General features: G+C 68.4%; 16 protein-coding genes. 2 read left to right on the top strand and 14 right to left on the bottom strand.

The window, feature by feature from the left end:
- Positions 1–27: 27 nt before the first annotated feature.
- The 8 genes from HRL51_RS00720 to HRL51_RS11960 all read right to left on the bottom strand — a co-directional run bounded on the left by HRL51_RS00720 (position 28) and on the right by HRL51_RS11960 (position 12572).
- Positions 28–456, bottom strand: a complete 429-nt coding sequence (locus HRL51_RS00720; RefSeq protein ID WP_280528703.1) for a heat shock protein transcriptional repressor HspR — start codon at positions 454–456, stop codon at positions 28–30.
- Positions 453–1475, bottom strand: a complete 1023-nt coding sequence (locus HRL51_RS00715) for a DnaJ C-terminal domain-containing protein (RefSeq protein ID WP_172120549.1) — start codon at positions 1473–1475, stop codon at positions 453–455. Before HRL51_RS00715 ends, HRL51_RS00720 begins: the two co-directional genes overlap by 4 nt.
- A 157-nt stretch (positions 1476–1632) precedes the next feature.
- Positions 1633–2235: a nucleotide exchange factor GrpE gene (grpE, locus tag HRL51_RS00710; RefSeq protein WP_172192823.1), complete on the bottom strand. Its 603-nt coding sequence runs from the start codon at positions 2233–2235 to the stop codon at positions 1633–1635.
- Positions 2232–4091 (bottom strand): molecular chaperone DnaK, encoded by a 1860-nt coding sequence (dnaK, locus tag HRL51_RS00705; RefSeq protein WP_172192825.1) that lies wholly within the window; start codon positions 4089–4091, stop codon positions 2232–2234. Before dnaK ends, grpE begins: the two co-directional genes overlap by 4 nt.
- A gap of 384 nt (positions 4092–4475) precedes the next feature.
- Positions 4476–7580 carry a family 20 glycosylhydrolase gene (locus tag HRL51_RS00700; RefSeq protein WP_244960251.1) on the bottom strand — a complete coding sequence of 1035 codons (3105 nt, stop codon included), beginning with the start codon at positions 7578–7580 and terminating at the stop codon, positions 4476–4478.
- A gap of 223 nt (positions 7581–7803) precedes the next feature.
- Entirely contained in the window at positions 7804–8580 is a 777-nt protein-coding gene (locus HRL51_RS00695) for an anaerobic ribonucleoside-triphosphate reductase activating protein (RefSeq protein ID WP_172120553.1), read from the bottom strand.
- A gap of 57 nt (positions 8581–8637) precedes the next feature.
- The gene (locus tag HRL51_RS00690; protein WP_172192829.1) at positions 8638–10599 is read right to left on the bottom strand and encodes a ribonucleoside triphosphate reductase; all 1962 of its coding nucleotides are present in this window, start codon (positions 10597–10599) and stop codon (positions 8638–8640) included.
- 623 nt (positions 10600–11222) lie between these two features.
- Positions 11223–12572, bottom strand: a complete 1350-nt coding sequence (locus HRL51_RS11960) for an ATP-binding protein (protein ID WP_425321744.1) — start codon at positions 12570–12572, stop codon at positions 11223–11225.
- 305 nt (positions 12573–12877) lie between these two features.
- Here HRL51_RS11960 and HRL51_RS00680 point away from each other — a divergent pair, with 305 nt between their 5' ends.
- A complete protein-coding gene (locus HRL51_RS00680; RefSeq protein ID WP_172192921.1) occupies positions 12878–15505 on the top strand; it encodes a DEAD/DEAH box helicase in 2628 nt (875 codons plus the stop codon).
- Here HRL51_RS00680 and HRL51_RS00675 read toward each other — a convergent pair.
- The 5 genes from HRL51_RS00675 to HRL51_RS00655 form a co-directional block, all read right to left on the bottom strand.
- Positions 15502–16020: an Rv3654c family TadE-like protein gene (locus HRL51_RS00675; protein ID WP_172192833.1), complete on the bottom strand. Its 519-nt coding sequence runs from the start codon at positions 16018–16020 to the stop codon at positions 15502–15504. The genes HRL51_RS00680 and HRL51_RS00675 overlap by 4 nt on opposite strands.
- Positions 16017–16331 carry a TadE family type IV pilus minor pilin gene (locus HRL51_RS00670; RefSeq protein ID WP_172120556.1) on the bottom strand — a complete coding sequence of 105 codons (315 nt, stop codon included), beginning with the start codon at positions 16329–16331 and terminating at the stop codon, positions 16017–16019. The genes HRL51_RS00675 and HRL51_RS00670 overlap by 4 nt, the downstream gene beginning before the upstream one ends.
- Positions 16332–16393: 62 nt before the next feature.
- Complete coding sequence (locus HRL51_RS00665) at positions 16394–16690, bottom strand: DUF4244 domain-containing protein (RefSeq protein ID WP_172192835.1); 297 nt, start codon at positions 16688–16690, stop codon at positions 16394–16396.
- A gap of 160 nt (positions 16691–16850) precedes the next feature.
- Positions 16851–20423, bottom strand: a complete 3573-nt coding sequence (locus tag HRL51_RS00660; RefSeq protein ID WP_172192837.1) for a DEAD/DEAH box helicase — start codon at positions 20421–20423, stop codon at positions 16851–16853.
- A gap of 29 nt (positions 20424–20452) precedes the next feature.
- On the bottom strand, positions 20453–22147 hold the full coding sequence (locus tag HRL51_RS00655; RefSeq protein ID WP_172192839.1) for a cation:proton antiporter: 1695 nt from the start codon (positions 22145–22147) through the stop codon (positions 20453–20455).
- A 236-nt stretch (positions 22148–22383) separates the two neighbouring features.
- Between HRL51_RS00655 and HRL51_RS00650 the strand changes: the two genes are divergently transcribed.
- Positions 22384–23763, top strand: coding sequence for a DUF4921 family protein (locus tag HRL51_RS00650; RefSeq protein WP_235954271.1), 1380 nt, complete (start codon positions 22384–22386; stop codon positions 23761–23763).
- Positions 23764–23878: 115 nt separating this feature from the next.
- On the opposite strand, the gene HRL51_RS00645 is transcribed toward HRL51_RS00650, so the two are convergent.
- On the bottom strand, positions 23879–24754 hold the full coding sequence (locus HRL51_RS00645) for a glutathione S-transferase C-terminal domain-containing protein (protein ID WP_172192841.1): 876 nt from the start codon (positions 24752–24754) through the stop codon (positions 23879–23881).
- Between the last annotated feature and the right edge of the window lie 7 nt (positions 24755–24761).

Raw genomic sequence — 24761 nt, 5'->3', positions numbered from 1 at the left:
ATCAAATTTGGCTAGACCCCGAACAAACTAGTACCACTTTCTCTCATCACCACTCCTCAGCCTACGCCGGGCCGAGGGGACAACCTGGACCTCACCGTCGGCCGCGGCCGCGAACACACGCTCCACCACCGCCTGGCGGGCCCGCAGCCGACGGTTGTCCTGCTCCAGGCGCTCGACCTGGCGCTCCAGCTCGAGGATGCGGCGGATACCCTCCAGGTTGACTCCCTCCTGGCTCAGCGCCTGGACGCGGCGCAGACGCTCAACGTCTCGGTAGGAGTAGCGCCGTCCCCGGCCTGATGTGCGGGCCGGGGAGACCAGACCCAGGCGATCGTACTGACGCAGGGTCTGGGGGTGCATGCCGGCCAGGTCGGCGGCCACGGAGATGACGTAGACCGCCCGCTCCGCGGCGTCCTCGGCCAGGAAGGCCAGGCCCTGACCTGTCCGGCGGCGGCTCACGTGCCAGCCTCCTCACGCAGCACCTGACGGGGGTCGGTGTCCCCCATCGCCGCGTCGAAGGCCTCCAGCGCGCTCTTGGCGTCCTTGGACAGCTTGCGCGGGACCGCGACCTCGACGGTCACCAGCAGGTCTCCGGTGGTCTTGGCGGTCTTGATGCCCTTGCCACGCAGGCGCAGCACGGTGCCCGACTGCGTACCGCCCTTGATCTTGACCTTGGAGACCCCGCCGTCCAGCAGCGGCACCTCCACCGTGGCCCCCAGCGCGGCCTCCTTGAGGGTAACCGGTAGGTCCATGCGCAGGTTGGCGCCGTCGATGGAGTAGACCGGGTGGCTCTCCACGCTCACGGTCACGACCATGTCCCCGTTCGGGGCGCCGTTGGTTCCCGGGCGTCCCTTGCCGCGCAGGCGGATCTTCTGCCCGTTGTGGACGCCAGCTGGAATACGCACCCGCATCGTCCGCCCATCCGCGCGTAGCTCAACTTCGTCCCCAGCCACGGCCTGGCGGAAGCTGAGGGTGGCATTGGTCAGCACGTCCGGCCCCTTGACAGGCTCGGGCTGGGACTGGAAGCCGCCGAAGCCGAAGGGTCCGCGCGAGCGTCCACCCCCGAAGGCTCCGCCCTGGGCGCCTCCGAACATCCGCAGGATGTCCTCGTAGTCGCCCTGGCTCGCCCCACCGCCGGAGGTCGAGAAGCGGACGTTGCCTCCGCCTCCGAACATCGAGGAGAAGATGTCCTCGAAGCCTGCGCCGCCCCCGGCACCGCCGGAGGTAAAGCGCGGGCCACCGCCGGCCATAGCGCGGATCGCGTCGTACTGCTGGCGGTCCTTCTCGTCGGACAGGACCGCGTAGGCCTCGCCGATCTCCTTGAACTTCTCTGCCGCTGCCGCGTCGTCAGGGTTGCGGTCCGGGTGGTACTTCTTGGCGAGCGTGCGATAGGCCTTCTTGATGGTGGCGGCGTCAGCGTCCTTGGCGACGCCGAGGACCGCGTAGAAGTCCTTGCTCATCCAGTCCTGGCTGGCCATGGTTCACCGCCTCCTGCTGGTGGTTCTCGTCGTGGTAATCGTCAGTGTTCTCTCGTGAGTCAGTGTGCGCTCCGCCGTCGGGAGCGCGGTGGTTTCCGACGGCGGAGGCGACCGTGCGCTCGCAGGCCGCCTCCGACGTCGTCGTGAGGAGAGCGGATCAGGCCGGGTTGGCGACCTGGACACGGGCGGCACGCACCACACGCTCTCCCAACCGGTAGCCGGGCTGGAGGACGAGCTCGATGGTGGGCTCGGTGACCTCTGTCGACTCCACGGCCATGAGGGCCTCGTGGAGGGTGGGGTCGAAGGCCTCACCCTTCTCACCGAAGCGCACCAGGCCGAACTTCTCTCCGAGGATCGACTCCAGCTTGCCTGCCATGGTGGCGAAGGTGCCGGTGAGGTCCCCGTGCTGACGGGCCAGCTCGACCTCGTCCAGGACCGGGATGAGCGCCTCGACGACGCTGGCCTGACCGCTCTCGCGGTGACCGGCGGCGCCCTCGCGGGAGCGACGCACGAAACCCTGGTACTCCTGCTGGAGGTTGTACAGGTCCGCGCGTACCCGGGCGAGGTCGTCGGCTGCCTTGGCAGCCTCGGCCTTGGCCTGGTCGAGCTCGCTCAGCGGCTCCTCCGCCGGCTGCTCGGCGTCGGCCTGGCCAACCTCGTCGACCTCGGCCTCGACACCCTCGAAGGCGGACTCGACGGCCTCGGCCAGCTCCGGGTCGATGCCCTGGCCACCGTCAGGCGTAGGGGTCTGCTCGCTCACTTGGTGTCCTCGTCGTCCACGATCTCGGCATCCACGATGTCCTCGTCCTCAGAGGAGGCGCCCTCGCCGGCCGGGGCGGAGTCAGCCGCGGCAGCCTCGGCCTGCTCGGAGGCGTAGAGGGCCTCACCGATCTTCTGGGCGACGCCGTTGAGCTTCTCCTGGGCGGCCTTGACAGGCTCGATGTCCTCGCCCTCAAGAGCCTTCTTCAGCTCGTCGACCGCGCCCTGGACCTCGCTGGAGACGTCCTCGGGCAGCTTGTCCTTGTTGTCCTTGAGGAGCTTGTCGATGGAGTAGGCCTGCTGCTCGGCGGAGTTGCGGGTCTCGGCGTCCTCGCGGCGCTTCTTGTCCTCCTCGGCGTGAGCCTCGGCCTCCTTGACCATGCGGTCGATGTCCTCCTTGGGCAGCGCGGAGCCACCGGAGATGGTCATCGACTGCTCCTTGCCGGTGCCACGGTCCTTGGCGGAGACATGGACGATGCCGTTGGCGTCGATGTCGAAGGAGACCTCGATCTGCGGCACGCCGCGGGGGGCCGGGGCGATCCCGGTCAGCTCGAAGGTGCCCAGCGGCTTGTTGTCGCGGGCGAACTCACGCTCACCCTGGTAGACCTGGATGAGCACGGAGGGCTGGTTGTCCTCAGCGGTGGAGAAGACCTCGCTGCGCTTGGTCGGGATGGCCGTGTTGCGCTCGATGAGCTTGGTCATGACACCGCCCTTGGTCTCGATACCGAGGCTCAGGGGGGTGACGTCGATGAGGAGGACGTCCTTGCGGTCACCCTGGATGACGCCGGCCTGCAGGCTCGCGCCCAGGGCCACGACCTCGTCGGGGTTGACTCCCTTGTTGGGCTCCTTACCACCGGTCAGCTCACGCACGACGTCGGAGACGGCAGGCATACGGGTCGAGCCGCCCACGAGGACCACGTGGTCGATGTCGGACAGGCTCACGCCGGCGTCCTTGATGACGTTGTGGAAGGGCACCTTGGTGCGCTCGATCAGGTCAGCGGTCATCTCCTCGAAGTGGGAGCGCGTGAGGCGCTCGTCGAGGTGGATGGGGCCGGACTCGCTCATGGACAGGTACTGCAGGTTGATGTTGGTGCTGGTCGCGCTGGACAGCTCCTTCTTGGCCTGCTCCGCGGCGTCCTTGAGACGCTGCATGGCGATCTTGTCCTTGGACAGGTCCACGCCGGAGGAGTCCTTGACCTGCTTGACCAGCCAGTCGACGATGCGGGCGTCCCAGTCATCACCGCCCAGGCGGTTGTCACCGTTGGTGGCACGCACCTGGATCGTGGAGAAGCCGTCGTCGTCCTTACCGACCTCCAGCAGGGAGACGTCGAAGGTGCCGCCACCCAGGTCGAAGACGAGGATGAGCTCGTCCTCCTTGCCCTTGTCCAGGCCGTAGGCCAGGGCCGCGGCGGTCGGCTCGTTGACGATGCGGTCCACTGTCAGGCCCGCGATGGTGCCGGCCTCCTTGGTGGCCTGGCGCTCGGCGTCGTTGAAGTAGGCGGGGACGGTGATGACCGCGTTGGTGACGGGCTCGCCCAGGTAGGCCTCGGCGTCGGCCTTGAGCTTGGCCAGGATGCGGGCGCTGATCTCCTGGGCTGTGTACTTCTTGTCGTCGATCTCAACGGACCAGTCGGTCCCCATGTGGCGCTTGACCGAGGAGATGGTGCGGTCGACGTTGGTGACCGCCTGACGCTTGGCGACCTCACCGACGAGGACCTCGCCGGACTTGGAGAAGGCCACGACCGAGGGGGTGGTACGGCCACCCTCGGCGTTAGCGATGATGGTGGGCTCGCCACCCTCGAGGACGGCGATAGCAGAGTTGGTGGTTCCGAGGTCGATGCCGACGGCGCGTGCCATGTCTGGCTCCTTGCTGCTCCGTGGTGGAGCGGGTTGATGACGTTAAGCGTGATGCACTCAGGATTGTGGTTGAGTCGAGGCTTGTCAACTTTAAGTACCAAATTCTTGAGTCTGTATGGCTCAACCTCGAACCGAACGCCAGCATTCCCGAGCCGGAAGTCTCAGCGGATGAGACTCATCACACGGGTGATCCACATGCGGTACTCACTGCGAAGCAGTCCGCCACGAAGCCTCATCCAGCGCGGCAGCCACAAGAGGACCCGTGACAGCACCGGACATGCGTGGATGGATCACCGGCTGGTGATCCATCCACGCATGGAGCCATGTCAGTGCCCACTCATGGCGCCGCCAGGGCCGCACACACCGGAGCCGGCACTGAGCATGTCATGGGCGCTGACGGCGCAGGGCCGCACCGGCAGACACGAGGCACACGCCCAGCCACACTCCGACCAGTACCGGCGCACCAGTCCTGGCTAGCCGCCCACCACGAGCTACCTGGGCACGTTCCGCAGAGGTCGGACGAGCAGAGGGCTTCACCTCACCTGGCACCGGCGCAGCGCTACCACCAGCGTTGCCACCCTCCGTAGCCGACGCTGACGGCGACGGCGACGTCGGCTCCGGGCTGGGCTCAGCGGAGGGCTTCACCTCACCTGGCACCGGCGCAGCGCTACCACCAGCGTTGTCACCCTCCGTAGCCGGCGTCGTCGGCTCCGGACTGGGCTCAGCGGAGGGCTCCACCTCACCCGGCACCGGCGCAGCGCTACCACCAGCGCTGCCACCCTCCGTAGCCGACGCTGACGGCGACGGCTCCGGCGTCGGACCAGGATCAGCAGAAGGCTCCACCTCACCCGGCACCGGCGCAGCGCTACCACCAGCGTTGCCACCCTCCGTAGCCGATGGAGACGGCTCCGGCGTCGTCGGCTCCGGGCCGGGGTCAACCACGCCTCCCGCGTCAGCAGCCCTGACCATCACCGGTGAGGTAGCGGACACCGAGGTCATTGCCGTTCTTGCCGTGCCCGCAACCAGGCCTGAGGGGTTGACGGAGCCCTCTACATGAAGGCTGCCCTCACCCTCAGGCAGATCTGCCGGAAGAGTTGCTGTGACATGCACGAGTGAGTTCATCACCCGCCCAGTCATGACGTTCTCATCCGTGTAGTGGAAAGAACGTGCCATCGTGTAGGTCACGGGTAGCTCGTGGCTTGCTCCACTGGCGTCAGTCAGGGTCGCTGTCAAAGCCAGGTCACCAAGCTCGTCCTCAGTCAGTCCAGGCACAGCGAGCAGACCGATCTCGTACTCCCGCTCCATGGCACCGACGTCCGTCAGCGCCGTCGGCGCATAGGACCCCTGCCATCCACCGATTTCTGAGGCCAGGTGGAAAGTCGCATCCCGCATCATCAGCTCTAGGCCCCGGTGGGGCACCCGGGCCTTGAAGTTCGTGTACGCACGCTGGTTCTGCGGCGTCCAACCGACCTCTGCCAGAGCGAAGAGCCGCGGAAGAGCGAGGAACTGCATGTCGTTTTCCGTGCGGAGGTGCTCACTCCAGATCGCACCCTCAATACCTAGGACAGCAGTCTCAGGGACTTGCACCACTTTGGTCGGGTCCCAGTTGTAGAAAGCCGTGGTCGAGCAGGCTCCCGAGGCGCAGGCCCAACTGGGTCCGCCCAGCTCGCTTCCTGGTCGTTGCGGGAAGTAGGCATTGGCGGCATTCGAGACAATCACCTTGCCACCACGCTCATTGACGAGCTTGCGCACGCCCTCGGCCGAACCGTGCCAGTACTGCCCTACGGTTCCCTGCGGCAAGGAGGACCAGGCTGTTGTGGCAGCCTCGTTCCACACGATCGGCGTGGCATCAAGCCCCGTGACGATCCCTGTCACCCTTTCCATGTAGTGCGCGTAGTCCTTGGCCGTCACGGTCGGGGAATTAGCCTCATCACCGCCCACATGCAGGTACGTCTTGCCCACCTGCGGCAGGGCAGACTGTTGTGTACCCCTGGCAGTGTCAGCAGCCAGCTGCTTGAGAACCGTCCCCAGGAACTCATAGGTCACCTCCGAGTCGGTGGCCAGGGTCGTGTGGTAATAGAACTCATCCCTCATGGCGGGAGCCGTCATCGATCCCGCCTCAGGCTTGGGGTTGGAGTTGCCCGTGTTGAGCTGCGCAATAGCCTGCAACGCCCCCAGGGTGTGTCCAGGGCCATCAACCTCAGGCACCACGGCGATTCCCCGGGAGGCGGCATAGCTGACGATCCTGACGTAGTCCTCGCGTGTGTAGTAGCCCGTCCGGCCATCACTGCTCGGAGCCCACTTGGAGCGTCCGGCAGCCATCGATGTCGCACCTGAGACAGCAGTCAGCTGGGAGTAGTCAATCCCGGACGGGTTATCTGCGGGGGTATCGACGGCGATCCTCCACCCCTCGTCCTCAGTCAGGTGAAGATGCAACACATTCATCTTGACGCTGGACATGATGTCAATCAGGCGCTCGACCTCCGCCACCTCGTAAAAGGAGCGCGCCGGGTCAAGCAGGAGACCGCGCCACTCATAACGCGGCTTGTCCCGGACGGTGACCTCAGGAAGCACGACGCGCCCTGCCACCCTCTGGGGAGCATGCGCCCAGGGGCCTGCCATCTGGAGGAGGGTCTGCGCCCCCCACAGCACGCCCTGGCCCGAGCCACCAACGATGCTCACGCCCTCCTCGCTCACCGCCAGCTCGTACTCCTCGGCAGCCATGGAGGTGTCAACATTGAGGGAGACCTGACAGTCCTGACCCGGAGAACCGTCAGCCAGGGCCATCCCGTAGGAGCGCGACAGTGTGGCACGTAGCAAGTCTGCGGCTGCACCGGCATCCTTGTCTCCAAGGGTCAGACAGGTGTCCTCCTCCAGCACCAGATCTTGCCCACTGCCCTTGACCACTGACACGGGCCTGGGCAGGATGAGGTCAGCGGCTGAGGTGGCCTCGGGTTCTAGGTAGCTACCGTCGATGCCGACCTCCCAGATCGAGAGTGACCACTGTGAGGAGCGGGAGAAGGTCTCCAGCCTGACGTAGCGTCCTTGCGTCCCCGCAGGCAGCGTGTGAGTGACGGTGGAAGCCCGCTTACCCACCAGATCAGTCGCGACATCGCTCCAGGTGACAGCATCGTCAGAGACCTGGAGCCGGTAGCGGGGTGCAAAAGTATTTCCCCAGGAGACAGCGACCGAACTCAGTGCTGCTCGAGCCTGAAGGTCGTAGACGATCCAGACGTTGTCCTGCTTGTCTGCACTCCATCGTGAGGCCCCGGGCTGGTTGTGGACAGCTGGCAGGTTACCGTCGTGGGGGATCCCATGACCGTCAGCGGTCAATTCTGGACCCCATTGTCCTGACACCTCCTGGCCAGAGGCTGTCACCACGGATGTAAGAGCCAGGTTCGTTGTGTTCGCAGCCGGCTCGGCAACCGCGACCCCGTACACGCCGACGACAATAGCGGCGGTCAAGATCGCGATGAGCCTCCTCCACATATGCTTGATCGACATTGACGCGTCGCTCCCTGTGTCGTAGCACCGCAGGACGTCATCGTCGCTGCGTTGGCAGCTTAAGTTAGCACGGCGAAGAAACTAAGCGTCGGTCGTTTCCTCACTGAATGAATTACTCCGACCTTATTCCAGATTCCAGCGGCACCATCACAGGTGACGTCACCGATGCAGGCGCCTAGTAGCACGCCCCGGCGCGCGTTCCAGCCTCTCAGGCCGGACGGTAGGTGAAACGCTCCCAGCCCAGAGCCTCGATGCGCTCGGCCAGGCGCTGGCACTGCGCGTCCCACCCGGCTGCGGTGACGGGGAAGTCGCCGCTCGTGCCCTCACTCCGCGCCTGCTGGAGGGCGTAGACCCGCACCCCTCGCTCGTGCACGTCCCTGGCGACGTCGTAGGCGTCCTCAGCCGTGACGTCACCAGGCACGACGGTGGTACGTACCTCGACGTCAGCCTCGGCAGCGACCAGCACCTCCAGGCTCGCCCATACCTTTGAGGCCGCGTTCGGCCGCCCGACGACCTGCTCGTAGCTCCCCGGCGCCGCCTTGACGTCCAGGCCGACCCAGTCCACGAGGCCGGCTGCCAGCAGGTCAGCCAGGCGCCGCGGGTACGCCCCTGCCGTGTGGAGCCCGACGGCGAAGCCCAGCTCACGTACCTCGGCGGCAGCATCGGCCAGGGCGTCCTGGCGCAGGGCCTCACCGCCGGTGAGCACGACGCCGTCGAGCAGCCCGCGACGGCGGCGCAGCAGCCGGCGCACCTCGTCCCAGGCCACGGCCCCGGGCGTCCGGACCGGGATGAGGTCCCGGTTGTGGCAGTAGAAGCAGTTCCACGGGCAGCCCTGGGTGAAGACCGTGGCAGTCAGGTGGTCAGGCCAGTCAACGGTGGACATGGGTACGAGCCCCGCGACCTGGAGACCATCAGCCGGGCGCCCGTGCGCCGTCGTCGTCCCGGGACCGGGAACGGCGTCGGGTGAGGTAGCAGCGTCAGTCATGGCGTCGTCGTCGGACCAGCCGGAGGCGAGAGAGGGCGCTCCCGGCCGGATCCGGCCTCAGGCCGATACCGCCGACAGCCGCGAGGTCGCCGGGCCGTGACCGGCTGCCGCGGACTCGGTGAACATGGTGCGCTCGGCATACTCGCCCTTCTTGCCGATGTTGAAGGACTGGACCGGGCGGAAGTAGCCCATGACGCGGGTCCACACCTCACACGCCACCGGCTCAGCCTCCGGGTGGAGCTCGGCGCACTTCCCGCACGTGGTGTGCTCTCCTGCGAGATAGCCGTGTGTGGGGCAGATGGAGAAGGTGGGCGTGATGGTGATGTAAGGAGTGCGGAAGGCGGTCAGGCTCCGACGCACCAGCTCCTTGCAGACCTGGGGGGAGGAGATGCGCTCATTCATGTACAGGTGCAGCACGGTGCCGCCGGTGTACTTGGTCTGCAGCTCCTCCTGCAGCTCCTGGGCCTCGAAGGGGTCGTCGGTGTAGCCCACAGGAAGCTGGGAGGAGTTGGTGTAGTAGGGGTTGGACTCGGTGCCAGCCTGGAGGATGTCCGGGAAGCGGCGGCGGTCCTCCTTGGCGAAGCGGTAGGTGGTGCCCTCGGCCGGGGTGGCCTCCAGGTTGTAGAGGTGACCGGTGGCCTCCTGGAACTCCACCATCGCCGAGCGCACGTGGTCGAGGACGCGCACGCACATGTCGTGCCCGCGCGGGTCGGTGATGTCGTAGGTGTCGGCGGTGAAGTTGCGGACCATCTCGTTCATGCCGTTGACGCCGATGGTCGAGAAGTGGTTGTCCAGGGTGCCCAGCCACCGCTTGGTGAAGGGGAACAGGCCGGTGTCGATGTGGTGCTGGATGACGGTGCGCTTGAGCTCCAGCGTGTCACGGGCGATGGCCAGCAGACGGTCGAGGGCAGCAAGGAGACCAGCCTCGTCACCTGCGTGGGCGTAGCCCAGGCGAGCCATGTTGATGGTGACCACGCCGACGCTGCCGGTCTGCTCGGCAGAGCCGAACAGTCCGTTGCCACGCTTGAGCAGCTCGCGCAGGTCGAGCTGGAGGCGGCAGCACATGGAGCGGATCATGCCGGGGTCGAGCTCGGAGTTGATGAAGTTCTGGAAGTAGGGCAGACCGTACTTCGCCGTCATGGCGAACAGGCGGTCGGCGTTCTCGGACTCCCAGTCGAAGTCCTTGGTGATGTTGTAGGTGGGGATGGGGAAGGTGAAGACACGTCCGTCGGCGTCACCCTCGGTCATGACCTCCATGAAGGCGCGGTTGACCACGGCCATCTCCTCGGCCAGGTCCCCGTAGGTGAAGTCACACAGCTCGTCACCCACCAGCGGGTGCTCGTCAGCCAGGTCCGCCGGGCAGGTCCAGTCGAAGGTGAGGTTGGTGAAGGGGGTCTGGGTTCCCCAGCGGGAGGGGACGTTGAGGTTGAAGATGAGCTCCTGCATGCACTGGCGCACCTGCTCGTAGGTCATCGAGTCCAGGCGGACGAAGGGAGCCATGTAGGTGTCAAAGGAGCTGAATGCCTGGGCCCCAGCCCACTCGTTCTGCAAGGTGCCCAGGAAGTTGACGATCTGGCCGACGGCGGAGGAGAAGTGGCGCGGCGGGTTGCAGGCGATCTTGCCGGGGATGCCGTTGAAGCCCTGCTGGAGGAGCGACTTGAGCGACCAGCCAGCGCAGTAGCCGGAGAACATGTCCAGGTCGTGGATGTGCAGGTCGCCGTCGCGGTGGGCGTCACCGGCCTCCTGGGAGTAGATCTGGGAGAGCCAGTAGTTGGCGATGACCTTGCCAGAGGTGTTGAGGATCATCCCGCCCAGGGAGTACCCCTGGTTGGCGTTAGCGTTGACGCGCCAGTCGGAGCGGTCAAGGTACTCGGTGATGGTGGAGACGGCGTCAATCTGGGGACGCGAGCCGTGGGCGACGGCGGAGTCGGCCGAGCCCCGGGCGATGAGCTCGGGGTGGGCCTCAGCCAGGTGAGCGGCAGTGGGGGTCTGGGGGGCGTCAGACACGGTCTTCTCCATCGATTCGTGAGGTCGGCGGGGCGCTGTCCCTCGCGTACGGCTGGCCGCCCCATTCAGCGGGGCGGCCAGCCGTACGCGACGGCGACAAGGCCAGACCGTACCCCTGAATCACAGTCATGCAACACATCATCCGGTGGTTTCCAACGCTCCAGACCACAAGATATTGTGGTTCACCCTCAGGACCGGAGTCCTATAAGGGTGAGTAATCGGCGATATTCCCACCTCCCCTCACGCGCAACCTTGGGGTGAGTGACATCACTTTCCTGCGGGCGCGTCGGCGTGTTGCGTCCGGCCCGGCGCACGCGTGCCAGACACCTCACGCGGGACTGGTGCCGCCCTCGCGACAGCCATCCGCCCCACACCCCGGCCGCCCCTGCCACAAGGACGGATAGGCTGCACGGCAGACAGCGACGATCTTGCTGCCGCCGAGGAGCTCGCTAAGATCCTGCACCGCAGTCAGACCGCACCTCAGGTTCTGACCAACTAACTCGCGCCAACCCTCGCGAGCTCTCAACTCTCACTCTTACATTGTGAGAGTAGTTAAGAGCTCGTGAGGGCAGGCACGTCATCGCGAACCAGCCCTCCCACGCCGCCGGCGCCTACCTGAGCACTCACCCGCCCCCTCAGACCACGCGCCACGTCGCACGAGGATCACGCGCCTGACTCCCCTCCCAGACCACCAGCCCAGCCGCTCGCAGCCTGCCCAGGTGGCGGATCACGGTCGGCCGAGCAAGACCCACAAGATCAACGATCTGACCCGTACCCAACGGACGCTGGGCAAGCCGCATCGCGTCCAGGATCCGTATCGCGGTCCCCCCAAGACGCTCAGCCACGTCATCGGACACCGCATGAGCCGCAAGCAACGTCAACCTGACCGCCTCCGACGACTGCACATACATCGGCTCTGACAGTCCCACACGCCTCATCTCGGCATAAATACGCCGAATCCCCTCACCAAGCTCACGCGTCACCCCCAGATCCGCACACACTCGCGCGATCCGCGGGTTTCGTGCGTTGCGGCTGATCACCTTCGCACGAGTGGGATCAGCAATACCTGGAAACCGTCCCGGACTTGTAATCTCGATGCGGTTAGGGAAGATCTCGACACGTACATGGTCACCACTCATGCTGTAAGAGCGATGTACGACAGCATTAACGAGCCCCTCAAGCCACGCGTCTCGTGGGATCACAGGCGTCGCCTCAAAGCGACCGCTATCAGTCAAGGCCTGACGGCGCGGCAGAAGGCGATCAATAGCTCGCGCAGCCTCGTCAATCTGCTGCACAATCGGACCCTCGCAACGCACGTCTCCCCCCTCCTCAAGGGCGAGAGAACGTCCAACTCCTCGATCCACGCTGCCGTACTTGAGCACCCTGACATGCGCATTGGGGTACGTCACCTGAGGCCGTTCGGACAGGAGGAGATACCCTGCTACGGTCACACCTCCGTCACGAGTCAGTAGATCACGCGCTCCTAGCGCCAGGTCTGCCGACGAGGACCCGAGCCGCGCCTGAAAGTCTTGAAGTACTGATCCCGCAAGGTCATCAACCCGCGCCCCAGGAACCGCAGTCCCCTCAAAGCTCGCCGACCCCCGGTCCCACTCCAGCTCCTGACGCTGGACAAAACTCAGCCTGCGAGACTCATCGCCAACCCGCAGGTAGCACTCCCCCTTATGTGTCTCATGAACGAGCTCACCCGGCGAGACTCGAAAAACCAGCACACGTCCATCACTGGCGTCAAGAGCCGTGACTCTTACACGAACCGGGGGCGCCGTAAAGTCGATCGCAGCCTGACGCAAGGCGTTGTCAGCACGCGCATCCACGCCGACAACCTCACCCGCGTGCAGGCCAGCCACGATCACACCCCCCTCCGAGTTCGCCATGGCGACCATGGGAATCGCTAGGTCCTGCGGTCGAATCGCCCCGGACTTACGCTCAAACCACTGACTCTCAGGCAGTGACAGCAATCGTGTCACCGCCTCATCGGGGGTCAGAGTGAGAGCATGGTCAACTGCTGCCGTATCCACACTCTAACTCTAACATTGTTAGAGTAGTTAAGAGCTCGTGAGAGCAGGCACGTCATCGCGAACCAGCTCTCCCACGTCGCCGGCGCCTGGCTAGATCTTCCGGGCACGCCCGTGCCCAGCCCGCCGCCCACCACACCCGTCACACCTGGCCGCACTCGGCCACGCTCACCCCGTTGCGGCCCTGAGGCACACTGTCCCGCGTGACCACTCCGCAGCAGCACGCCCCCTCACGCGACCTCACCGAGGTCCTGCAGATGGTGGGTGAGCGCGACGGCCGCCTGGTCCACCTGGAGCGCACCCCTGCCCGCCCAGGCCACCACGGCCGCTGGCCGGACTGGGCCGATCCTGACCTCGTCGCCGCCTACCAGCGCCTGGGCGTGAGCCAGCCCTGGACGCACCAGTGCCAGGCAGCCGAGTCCCTGCACGCCGGCCACCACACGGTCATCGCCACCGGCACCGGGTCCGGCAAGTCCCTGGCCGCCTGGCTGCCAGCGCTGTCCGACGTCCTGGCGGCCCAGCGGCCCGAGGCCGGGAAGGAGTCCCGGATCTCCTCCTACGGCCACCGGCCGAGCGTGCTCTACCTGTCCCCCACCAAGGCGCTGTCCGCCGACCAGGCCGCCGCGCTGACGCGACTGGTCACCGAGCTGGAGGCCGTCCAGCGCACGTCGCCCTCCTCCTCGGGCGACGACGGCGCGGCCGAGCCTGCCAGCGGCGCCTCCCGCGAACCACCGTCATCCGCGCCATCGGCCGCCGGACCCGCGGCGCCGACCGCTTCCGGCGCTCGCGCTCCCCTGCGCACGGTACGCGTGGGGACCTGCGACGGCGACACCCCGCTGCCCGAGCGTGACTGGGCCCGGGCCCACGCCGACGTGGTCCTGACCAACCCTGACTTCCTGCACTTCTCCCTCCTGCCCGGCCACGAGCGTTGGACGAGGTTCCTGCGCTCGCTGCGCTACGTCGTCGTCGACGAGTGCCACGCCTACCGCGGCCTGCTGGGCGCCCACGTGGCCCTGGTCCTGCGGCGCCTGCTGCGGCTGGTGCGTCGGCTACAGCCGGAGGGAACCGGCCCGGTGGTCCTGTGCGCCTCGGCGACGGCTGCTGAGCCAGCGCTGACGGCTGCCCGCCTCATCGGCGTGGACCCCGAGTCCGTCACCGCCGTGACCAAGGACGACGCCCCTGCCGGGGAGCGGACCCTGGCCCTGTGGCAACCAGCCCTGCGTGACCCGTGGACCGCGTGGGAGGCCTCTGTCTCCGCACTGGCCCAGGCCGCTGACGTCCCCGCTGCCGACCCGCCGCTCAACCAGCCCTCGCCCGGTCAGCCACAGAGCCTCCAGGCCCCGCACGCTGCTGCGGCAGCCGGGCCGGACACCGGCGACCCCACCGACTACCCCTCGGCCCGCAGGTCGGCCGTGGTCGAGGCCGCTGAGCTGCTCACGGACCTCATGAGCGTGGGGGCGCGCGCTCTCGTCTTCGTACGTTCCAGACGCAGCGCCGAGGTGGTCGCCGAGCACGCGCGTCACACTCTCAGCCTGTCCCTGCCCGAGCTGGTGGGAAGCGTGAGGGCATACCGAGGCGGGTACCTGCCTGAGGAGCGTCGCGAGCTGGAGAACGACCTACGTCGCGGACGCCTGCGTGCCCTGGCGACCACCAACGCCCTGGAGCTGGGCATCGACGTCACCGGCCTGGATGCCGTCATCATCGCCGGGTGGCCGGGGACACGCGTGAGCCTGGGACAGCAGGCCGGGCGCGCAGGACGAGCCGGCAGCCGCGGGCTCGCGGTCCTCATCGCCAGCGACAACCCGCTGGACGCCTACCTGGTGCACCACCCCGAGGAGGTCTTCGCCGGGCCCGAGGCCACCGTCTTCGACCCGGCCAACCCCTACGTGCTCGCCCCGCACCTGTGCGCGGCAGCCTCGGAGTCACCCCTGCGCGAGGACGACCTCGCGCTCTTCGGCCTGAGCGACGACACCTTCCTCGCTGACCTCGCCGCCCGTGGCGCGCTCCGTCGTCGTCCCAGCGGCTGGTTCTGGAACACGAGCCTCCCTGGACGCGCCCAGGACCTGACCTCCCTGCGCGGGGACGGGCCACCGGACACGCCCGTGGTCGACGCCGCCACGGGCACCGTGGTGGGCACCGTGCCTGGCGCCTCGGCCGACTCCACCGTCCACGAGGGCGCGGTCTACATCCACCAGGGGCGCACCTACGTCGTGGAGGAGCTGAGCGATGAGGCAGCCCTTGTCACCCAGAAGGCTGCGGTGGGCTACCGAACCAGAGCCAAGGAGGCCTCCAGCGTCCGCATCATCGCCGAGCGGGAGCGACAGGACTGGAAGGACGGGATCACCTGGTGCTTCGGCTCCGTGGAGGTCACGAGCCAGGTCGTGGGGTACACCAAGCACGCGCTGCCCGGTATGGAGGTGGTCTCTCAGCACGCCCTGTCCATGCCCGAGCACGTACTACCCACCGCGGCCGTGTGGTGGACGGTGCCCGTCGATCTCACCGAGCATGCAGGCCTGACCAGTGCCGACCTGCCTGGGGCGCTGCACGCTGCCGAGCACGCCTCGATCGGGATGCTGCCTCTCCTGGCCACCTGCGACCGGTGGGACATCGGTGGGCTGTCGATAGCGCTGCACCCCCAGACCATGACCCCCACGGTCTTCGTCCACGACGGGCACGCCGGCGGCGCAGGCTTCGCCGAGCGCGGCTACCGGGCCGGACGTCACTGGCTGGAGGCCACGCTCGAGGTCATCGAGCAGTGCGGCTGTACCTCGGGCTGCCCCTCATGCGTGCAGTCACCCAAGTGCGGCAACAACAACGAGCCGCTGGACAAGACCGGAGCCGTCACGCTGCTGCGCCTGCTACTGGCCGCGGCTCCTGCCGGTTAGCCCCGTCCAGGTCCTCTCCAGCCATCAGCCGGCTGGCCCGGCCAGTCCGCGTCCACCGGCCAGTCCGCGTCAACCGGCCCGGCTCGTGCACTCGCCCGAGCGAGCCTCGGAGCACCCAGCACCGTGAGCCCCACGCCCACCTGCACGACGACGTCCTCACCCTGGACCTCACAGCCCTCCACCCGTGCCGCGTTGGCCTCGGCCACCTCCTGCGCCACCACGCAGGGGGCGGCCGGGGCGACCACCGATGCCAGCGCCGTCGCCCCTCCCAGGGCGGCGAGGTCAGCAGCCAGCCGGGCTCGCCCCGCGCCGGCCTGCGCCTGGACCAGTCCGGTCAGTCCTACCGCGAGCGCAAGCAGCACGGCGATGACGCCCAGGCCCAGCACGGTCCCTGAACCACTCTCACCACACGTCCCGCAGGCTGTTCGTCCTGCGGCTACCGTGCTGACCGCTGCACCCGCAGGCCTACCGGCGGCCTCTCTCCTGCTGCTCCGAGCAGCTCGACGTCGTCTCATGGCTGCACCGGCTCGGTCCAGGCGCACGCCCGGCTGTGCGCGGCGACCCCCAGGAGCCCCGCAGGACCAGGTACCTGTCGGGAGACGGTGACGCACGTCAGCGCCCCGTGCTCGATCTCCAGGTGTGAGCGTCCCGCAGCCGCTGCGACGACGGCGTCGAGGTCCGTGCGCCCGACGGCCGCGGCACGCGCTGCCACCCGGGCGGCGTCGGTCACGCGCAGCTGAGTCACTCCTGCGCTGACCGCTGACAGGACGAGCACGAGAACCAGCACCACCGAGGGCAGGACGACAGCGGTCTCGGCAGTCACCATGCCGTCCTCACCCTCGCAGGAGCCCCGGGACCGGCTTCCTCGACGTCGTCGTCGCACGGTACTCAGCCCACTGACAGGGCCGACTCGATCAGGCCCTGCAGGACTCCCTGCAGGGACCCTGAGCGCATCACGGCCAGCAGCAGACCCGCGAAGGCAGCGGCTGCCAAGGTACCTACGGCGTACTCAGCCGTGGCCATCCCTGCCTCAGGGTCAGGGTCTACCCCAGACGACGCCGCCAGCGTCAGGCCCGAACCAGGGCACGCACCCGCTGTGCCAGGCCCGCTGCCTGCCGTCCTCGCCGTCAGTGTCCGGCGCAGGTCCAGGACCCGCGCAAGGGTGTGAATGATGGTGCGCTGCATGTCTCCTCCTTGGGTTGGTGCGGACATCCTGTCCGCTCGCACCAGCCTGGAGGACGGAGGCGGCGACGTGCACCCGGCCCTCGTGAGCCCTGTGGACGAGGGTGTCACGGCACCCGCCTGTGGAGCCCGAGCGGACTCCGGTCTGCGGTACGCAGCCGGCTCAGCCCAGCAGCTCCTGGATCTCCCGGGCCGTGAGGCGGGCCCGGCTCAGGCCGGCGCCTGCGGCTGTCCCGGCACCGTCCCGGGCCTGCTCCTCCAGCTGCTCCGCCGTGGTTCCCTCGACCACCTTGGCAAACAGCCCGGCCTTCTTCTCCTTCAGCGCCATGACCTTGTCCTCGATGGTGTCCGCCGCGACCATACGGTAGACCATGACCGGCTTGTCCTGGCCGATGCGGTGCGCACGGTCCACCGCCTGCTCCTCAGCCTGCGGGTTCCACCACGGGTCCAGGACAAAGACGTAGTCCGCCTCGGTCAGGGTCAGGCCGAAGCCACCAGCCTTGAGGGAGATGAGGAAGACCTCCGCCTGACCTTCGCGGAACTGGCTGACGACGGCCTGTCGGTCGCTGGTGGCGCCGTCCAGGTAGAGGGTGCGCAGTCCCGCAGCCTCCAGCTCCTCGCGCACCGAGCTGAGATAGCGGGTGAACTGGCTGAAGACCAGCGCCCGGTGGCCTTCTGCCACGATCGGCACCAGGGTGTCCCGCAGCAGCTCCACCTTGGCTGTGGCCCGGGGGCGGCGCGCAGTCCTGCCGGAGACCGGGTCCGGGCCACCGCGGACCGTCTGCTCCTCCTGGTCCGTCACCTCCTCATAGGGCACCAGCGCCGGGTCCAGAGCCATCTGGCGCAGGATGGTCAGGGACCGCAGGGCGGAGAATCGCGCCTGGGCAGTGTCGTCCTCCAGCAGGCCCATGACCTTCTGACGCTCGCGGATGAGCCGGGCCTCGTAGGCGCGGCGGTGGGCCGGGGTGAGCTCGACCCGCAGGACCTGGTCAGTCTTGTCCGGCAGGTCGTGGGCCACTTCCTCCTTGGTGCGACGCAGCATGAAGGGATGTATCCGGCTCCTGAGGAGCTGTAGCCGCTGGTGTCCTTTCTCCCCGCCCCGGTCGATCGGGCACTTGTAGGTCTGCCGAAAGCGCTCCGGCCCGGGTAGCAGGCCCGGTGCGCACACGCTCAGCAGGCTCCACAGGTCCATGAGCGAGTTCTCCAGCGGGGTACCCGTGATCGCCACGGTCGAGGGAGAACGCAGCCGGCGTGCTGCCTTGTAGGTGGCGGAAGCATGGTTCTTGATGAACTGGGCCTCGTCCAGCACCGCCCAGGACCACTCGACCTGCGCCAGGTCCTCCTCGTCCAGGCGCATGAGGGTGTAGCTGGTGACGACGACGTCCGCCCGGGCCGCCTCCTGAGCCATGGTGGTGCCGCGCTTGGCGGCTGTACGCCGGACCTCCCGCACTCGCAGACCCGGGCAGAAGCGCTCCGCCTGCTCGGCCCAGGCTCCGATGACGGAGGTCGGGGCGACGACGAGAACCGGCGCCGCGAGCCCGCCCGGTTCCTCGGCCATCTTCTGGATCTCGGCAAGGACCTGGACCGTCTTGCCCAGGCCCATGTCATCAGCCAGTACTCCTCCCAGCCCCGCTCCTCGCAGCAGGTGCAGCCAGCGATAGCCCTCCAGCTGGTAGGGCCGCAGCTCGGCCCGGAAGCCGGACGGCACCTCGGCGTCCACGAGCTGCGAGGGAGAGGTGCCGAGCAGCCTTCCTACGCCCTCCTGCCATCGCACGGCGGCCTCGTCCACGACGCCCAGGGAGACCAGCTCGGAGTAGAAGCCGGCCTGGAAGGCCGTCACTCTCATCTGGCCCGGGTCCTTGGCATGAGGCTCTGCCAGGTCCCGCCCCTCCTCCATCAGCGCTGCCAGGCGGTGGACCTCAGGACGGTCGGTCTCCACCCAGGTCCCTGAGTCAAGGAGCACCTCCGCCTCGCCTGCGGCCACCGCGGCCATGAGCCGCTCCAGGGGAACCTCCTCCTCCCCGACGCGCACGCGCACCCGCAGGGAGAACCAGTCCGGGCGGTCCTCGTCCTCGGTGACGGAGGTGGCGATGACCAGGTCCTCACCTGCCTGGCGGTAGTCCGGGACCTCACCGACCAGCTCTACCTGGACGTCGTCCAGCTTCCGCAGCACCGGCACGGTCCGGGTGATGAACCGTGCCGTCTCGATCCCACGCATCCGTCTGCGGCGCCACAGCACGCCGTGGTCACGTACCAGCGGGATGAGCGCGCTGAAGACCTCCCGGGCCAGGAGGCGCTCCGCCTGCGGGTCACGCGGGACCCTCCGAGGTCCGACCGGCTCCGCGACCGGCACTCCCTCTCCGTCTCGCGCGGGCGCACCCGGCTGCGGCACACGGACCGGGGCGGGAGCGGAACCGTCCAGGACCGGTGCGGCCCACGCCTCCCCGGCGTCCGCACCTTCGCCACCCCTGGCTGCAGGACCGCCGTCACGGCTCTCAGGCGTGAGGTCTCCCAGTGGCTCCTCACGGCGCACCACGCCCATCTCGTCCACGTAGCGCACCAGCCACCGGGTGGAGGCCGAGTGGGTGCTCCCGTCACAACGAACCTGCAGCACAGCGCTCAGCCGTGTCGGCTCCGGGACCGACACGGCGTCGTCGAGCACCAGGACCGGCACGGCCCTCATGAGCCGCTCCAGGTGCTCGGCCTCGAAACGGGCGACGTCCGGGGCTGGGACGATGATCCGGTAGGAAGGGTCGGCGAGCAGGCGGGAGACGGCCTCCGAGGGCACCGGCTCGATCGGCATGAGGACCAGCTCCCCAGAGGGCCTGTAGGTGTAGAAGGCATGGACCCCAGGCGCACCGATCGGCTGGAGGCCACCGCGAGCCTCGCCCACCGCCCCCGGCTCGTGCGCGACCTCGCTCGCCTCAAGCTCGGCGACATGCTCGGTGCTGAGCACCGGAGAGATCCTGACGGCGCCGTCGGGCTGCCTCAGGACGCTCGCACCCGCCCGGAGCCCAGAGGCGACCAGGACCGCCGAGCCGTTGCTCTGTGCCGTGGTCAGGCCCAGCCCCACCTCGGTCCCGCGCCGCAGCACCGGCCAGATCCGAGCCGGCATCTGACTGAGGCAGGCACGGTCGTCGGCGTAGTAGAAGCCACGGCCGGACATCCCGGCGACCTCCTGGACGACCTCCAGGACCCGTGGGTCGACCTCATCAGCCAGCCCGCCACCGAGCACCTGCGTCCACGCGGCCCCCTGACGGTTCCATCCCCTCCTGCCCTCGACGAGCGGGAGCAGGCTCAGCCTGCCGTGGTAGTCCGGGGCCACCTCCAGCGCCATGCCACGGTAGGTGTGACGGCGCACCGCCAGCAGGCTCGCCAGGTCCTCTTCCCAGCCTCCGCCCTCGTCCCGCAGCCTGAGCGCCAGGGCCCTGGCCCTCAGGAGCAGCGCCACGCAGTGCTGACAGCTCCTCGCCACCGGACAGGTACAGGTGCCGGACCACGTGCTGCGCTCACTGGCCTGCGGGGCGTAGACCATGGTCTGGTAGACCCGCGACCCGGAGCCGCTCACGCTGCCGGAGACGATCTCCCCGCCGGCTCCCGCTACCGAGACCGTGCGGACAGCACCCTCCTCGGCACAGCGCTGGCCACGCAGGAAGGTCCTCCCGCCGACGACCGCGATGACCTGCTCATCGCTGACGTCCGCGGGCCAGTCCGTAGGGCTCAGGTCGCGTGCCATGGAGTCAGCGTACGGAGGGGTTGTGACACTTATCGACGACGTCGGAGCCGCTCGCGCCACGAGGGCCTGTCACCGGCACCCGCCTGCTCACGGTCCTGCTGACGCGCCTGGCGGCGGATCTCGATGGCCTCCGCCCGCAGCTGACGCACCTGGTCACGTTCCTCACGCCTGCGCTCACGTGCCAGCGCGCGCCGCACCGCGCGACGCTGCTGAGCCTCCTCACGGTCCAGGCTGCGCTGCAGGCGCATCTGCGTGCGCCAGTGCACCCGGTCCGCCTCGATCTGGGCCAGGCGCGCGGCCAGGTGCCGGGCCTCCTCCTCGGACAGGCGGCGCCCTCCCAGGCCCGCGTGCTCAGGCACCCGTGTACGAGACTCCGGCTGAGTCGTCGTCGGCCCCAGGCCTGCAGGTCGACGCGGCTCGCTGGCCGGCAGCCTCTCGGGTACCTCGTCGACCCCGGCCGAGTCCGCGATCTGCGCACCGCGCCCCTCGGCGTCCACAGGCCCCTGGGCCACGGCCAGGGCCTCGACCGCAGGGGCGTGGTCCGCGCGCGACCCGAGCGCAAGACCGGCAGCCGGCATGATGAGGACGCTGGCCGCACCGGCCAGCACCAGGGTCGAGGCGAAGGACTGAGTCATAGCGCCCGAGCTCACCGCCGCCTGGGTCACCGCGACGATGATCGGCAGCGCCGTCGTGGAGTAGACCGCGACCTGGAGCGACTGGCGCATCGAGTAGGCCGGTGAGCCGTCGCGACGGCGCTCCAGGCGAGAGGCCAGCCACACCGGGACGCCGCGCACGGCCACGAGCAGCACGAGGAAGGCAGCCAGGTCTGCCAGGGCCGAGGCGCTCAGCTCCAGCTCGATCGCCATCCCCGAGGTGACGAAGAAGATCGGCACGAAGAACCCGTAGGCGAGCCCGTCCAGCTTGTCCTCCAGCTCCCGCGAGCCACCAGGCACGGCGTAGCGCAGGATGAAGCCGGCGGCGAAGGCGCCCAGCACCACGTCCAGGTCAAAGATCGCCGCCAGCGTGCACAGCCCCACCAGCAGCAGGACCGTCAGGCGGATCGTGGTCTGCGCCGTCGTCGTTCCGCCGAGGTGGATCGCCTCAACCAGACGACGACCGGCCCGCTTGACGTTGTCCGTGAACCGGACGATGAGCAGGGTGATGGCCACGAAGGCCAGCAGGATGGCCAGCGAGGCCCAGGTCGAGCGCGAGCCGAGCAGCAGGGCCATGAGGATGACCGGACCGACCTCACCCACCGCGCCGTGGTTGAGGATCGCCGCGCCCACCGCCGTCGAGAGCAGGCCGCGCTCACGCAGGATCGGCAGGATCGTGCCGATCGCCGTGGAGGTCATGGCGATGGCGATAGCGATGCCGTTCACGCTCAGCGGCCCGCCGCTGACACCGATCAGCCACACCGCGGCGAAGGCCAGGCCTAGCGATCCCAGCCACGCCACCATCGCGTGACGGCCTCCCGAGCCGCGCAGCTCGTTGACGTCGATCTCGTAGCCGGCCATGAGGAAGAGGAAGGCCAGGCCCAGCTCCCGCAGGAACTCGATCGACGTCGTCTGCGAGGCGATCCTCAGCAGGCTGGGGCCGATGACCAGCCCGCCCAGGATGAGCAGGACGGTCTCGGGCACGATGCGCCTGGGCACGACCCAGGACAGCAGGGGCGCGATGAAGGCGACGACCACGATGCTGAAGAGGGACAAGAACGTCGTTCCCACCTGGGTTCCTTTCCTGACCGTTGCACCAGCGGCAGCGGGTGCGCCCCTGAGCGTAGTGACAACAGCCCCGACGGCAAGGGCCTGGGTCACCAGGCCGGCCTCGTGCTGACCGGCACCGGTGGTGACCCACCCGGGCGGCTACACGACCCTGTACGTCATGGCCGCCGTCGTCTGCCTGCTGGGAGCGGTCTGCGTGCTGCGCATCCGAACCGTGGACTGAGCGTCACAATAGGGCCATGGCCCAGCTCATGCCCTACTCCCCCGGCCCTGCTCCGCTGACCCGGCTGGCGGACGGGACGATCAAGCAGATCAGCCCCTTCACGGGGACACAGGTGTGGACCGTGCCCGGACGCGGCAACCGGCCGATCTCCCACCCTGCTGACGAGGTCCACCCGCTGGACGAGCACGACCGCACCGCGACCTGCGCCTTCTGCTCCGACCGCTACCTGGAGACCCCGCCGGAGAAGGCGCGGGTGGTGGCCCGTCGAGGTGGTGAGAGCACGACCTCAGGCGCTGGGTCGCCGTCGGCCTTTGAGAGGCTGGACGCAGTGGCAGCCAGCGAGCTGTTCGACACGGTGGCCGAGTTCCGCCGTGTCCCCAACCTCTTCGAGATCCTCACCTTCGACTACTGGCACGCCAACCACGGCTACGAGCTGCCCGACGCCGCCCGCGAGCGCATGGAGGCCTACCTCGCCGACCCCGAGGGCGCCTCGCACGTGGCCTGCGTCGCCCGGACCAGGCTGCGCGCCTCCGGGGACGACCCGCAGCGCTGGGAGGCCATGAGCCCGGCCGAGCAGCGCGGCTACCTCGCCCCCTTCTTCGCCGGCGGTCACGACGTCATCATCGCCCGCCGGCACTTCACCGACGACGCCACCGACACCTCCGGACTGGCCGGCTCGGGCACGCTGACCCCGGTTGAGCACCGCGCCTACACGCGTCTGGCGGTGCAGTCCGCCCAGTCGCTGTACGAGGCCAACCGCTGGGTGCGTTACGTCGCCGTCTTCCAGAACTGGCTGAGACCCGCTGGGGCGTCCTTCGACCACCTGCACAAGCAGCTGGTGGGGATCGACGAGCGCGGGGTCGCCAGCGAGCTGGAGCTGGCGCGGGTACGAGCCAACCCCAACATCTACAACGAGATGGGCGTGGACTACGCCGCCTACCACGGCCTGCTCGTGGCCTCCAACGAGCACGCGGTGGCCTTCGCCGGCTTCGGCCACCGCTACCCGAGCCTGGAGGTCTACTCCACCTCGCCGACCTGTGAGCCCTGGCTCATGGGACGTGAGGAGGTCGACGCCGTCTCCGACCTCGTCCACGCCCTGCACGCCGCCACGGGCGCAGACGTGCCGAGCAACGAGGAGTGGCACCACAAACCGCTGGACGTGGACCAGCCCATGCCCTGGCACATCACGCTGAAGTGGAGGGTGTCGACGCTGGCCGGCTTTGAGGGCGGGACGAAGATCTACCTCAACACCATCGACCCGTGGAGCCTGCGCGACCGTGTGGTGGCGCGCCTGGAGGACCTGCGTGCTGACCGGCTCATCGCGCCGATGGCTGTGGGTGAGGAGTGCCCGACCACACCCAACCGGCTGCTGTACAACCCGGTCCTCACACGCTGAGACGGCGGCGCAGACTGCATTCACCCATCACAATCGTGGTTTCACGCTTAGAAACGGTGCCAGGCCGCATCCCACAGGGCGTTCCTGAGCGTGAAACCACGATTCAGATGGGGGGCTAGAGCCCGAGCGCGCTGCGCTCCTCGGTGCCCACCCAGCCTGAGCGGCTCTCCAGGGCACGGAACCAGCGGGCCAGTGCCGGCCAGAAGGCGATCGACGGCGCCTCGCCGCCGGGGTAGGCCTGGCGACCGCCGTACTCATAGGCCTGGACGGTGGTGAACAGGCGGATGTCGCTGCCGGTGGGCTGGTCGCCGCACAGGTACTGCCCCACCGCGACGACGGCGGACAGCGCCGGCCCGTCCTGCATGGTCAGGGCCGCCTCGCGGGAGGCCTCCATGTGCGTGGCGCGTGCCAGCAGGGTGTCGATGACGTCGAAGGCGACAAGCACCCCGTGGGCCGCAGCCTCGGCCTCCTCCGGGTCCGTGGAGTGCGTGGCCACGCCGTGACCGCGGTTGACGTGGTCCCCCACCCACTCGTCCCAGGCGTCGGTGGAGTTGCGGCGGTTGATCGGGTAGAGGTCTGGTGCGCCTGGGCGGTGCAGCTGCCACCAGGAGGTGGCGAGGTCGAACAGGAGGTTGCCGGAGTCGTCGCACACGACCTGGCCCGTGGTCATGTCCACAAGAGCCGGGACGGTGGGCGGCGGCGTGTAGCCAGGGGTGGTGGCGTAGACCTCGGCCAGGGAGCGGGCGTGGAGGGCCGGGTCGGTACCGGGCTCGCCGCTGGCGTCGGTCAGCTCCCAGAAGCCGTCCTCGCCGCGGCCGTAGGACCAGGAGACTGCGACGGCCTCGCTCAGGCCGAGCAGGCGCCGGGCGATGAGCACACGCCGGCACCACGGGCACGCCCCGGAGGCCACCAGCCGGTAACGACCAGCCTCCGGCCGCAGGGTGCCCTCAATCCCCTTGTCTGAGAAGCGGTAGGAGGTAGCGATGCCCATGGCGGTC

It is taken from the genome of Actinomyces faecalis (genome assembly GCF_013184985.2).
Lineage (GTDB): Bacteria > Actinomycetota > Actinomycetes > Actinomycetales > Actinomycetaceae > Actinomyces > Actinomyces faecalis.
Note: the sequence above shows the minus strand (reverse complement) of the source record. Positions and strands in the feature narration are given on the sequence as shown.

Bases quoted from the DNA above. Each gene is read 5' to 3' on its own strand.
- HRL51_RS00715 (WP_172120549.1), bottom strand. From the start codon at position 1,475: ATGGCCAGCCAGGACTGGATGAGCAAGGACTTCTACGCGGTCCTCGGC.
- dnaK (WP_172192825.1), bottom strand. From the start codon at position 4,091: ATGGCACGCGCCGTCGGCATCGACCTCGGAACCACCAACTCTGCTATC.
- HRL51_RS00700 (WP_244960251.1), bottom strand. From the start codon at position 7,580: ATGTGGAGGAGGCTCATCGCGATCTTGACCGCCGCTATTGTCGTCGGC.
- HRL51_RS00695 (WP_172120553.1), bottom strand. From the start codon at position 8,580: ATGACTGACGCTGCTACCTCACCCGACGCCGTTCCCGGTCCCGGGACG.
- HRL51_RS00690 (WP_172192829.1), bottom strand. From the start codon at position 10,599: ATGGAGAAGACCGTGTCTGACGCCCCCCAGACCCCCACTGCCGCTCAC.
- HRL51_RS00680 (WP_172192921.1), top strand. From the start codon at position 12,878: ATGGTGGGTGAGCGCGACGGCCGCCTGGTCCACCTGGAGCGCACCCCT.
- HRL51_RS00675 (WP_172192833.1), bottom strand. From the start codon at position 16,020: ATGAGACGACGTCGAGCTGCTCGGAGCAGCAGGAGAGAGGCCGCCGGT.
- HRL51_RS00670 (WP_172120556.1), bottom strand. From the start codon at position 16,331: ATGGTGACTGCCGAGACCGCTGTCGTCCTGCCCTCGGTGGTGCTGGTT.
- HRL51_RS00665 (WP_172192835.1), bottom strand. From the start codon at position 16,690: ATGCAGCGCACCATCATTCACACCCTTGCGCGGGTCCTGGACCTGCGC.
- HRL51_RS00660 (WP_172192837.1), bottom strand. From the start codon at position 20,423: ATGGCACGCGACCTGAGCCCTACGGACTGGCCCGCGGACGTCAGCGAT.
- HRL51_RS00650 (WP_235954271.1), top strand. From the start codon at position 22,384: ATGGCCCAGCTCATGCCCTACTCCCCCGGCCCTGCTCCGCTGACCCGG.
- HRL51_RS00645 (WP_172192841.1), bottom strand. From the start codon at position 24,754: ATGGGCATCGCTACCTCCTACCGCTTCTCAGACAAGGGGATTGAGGGC.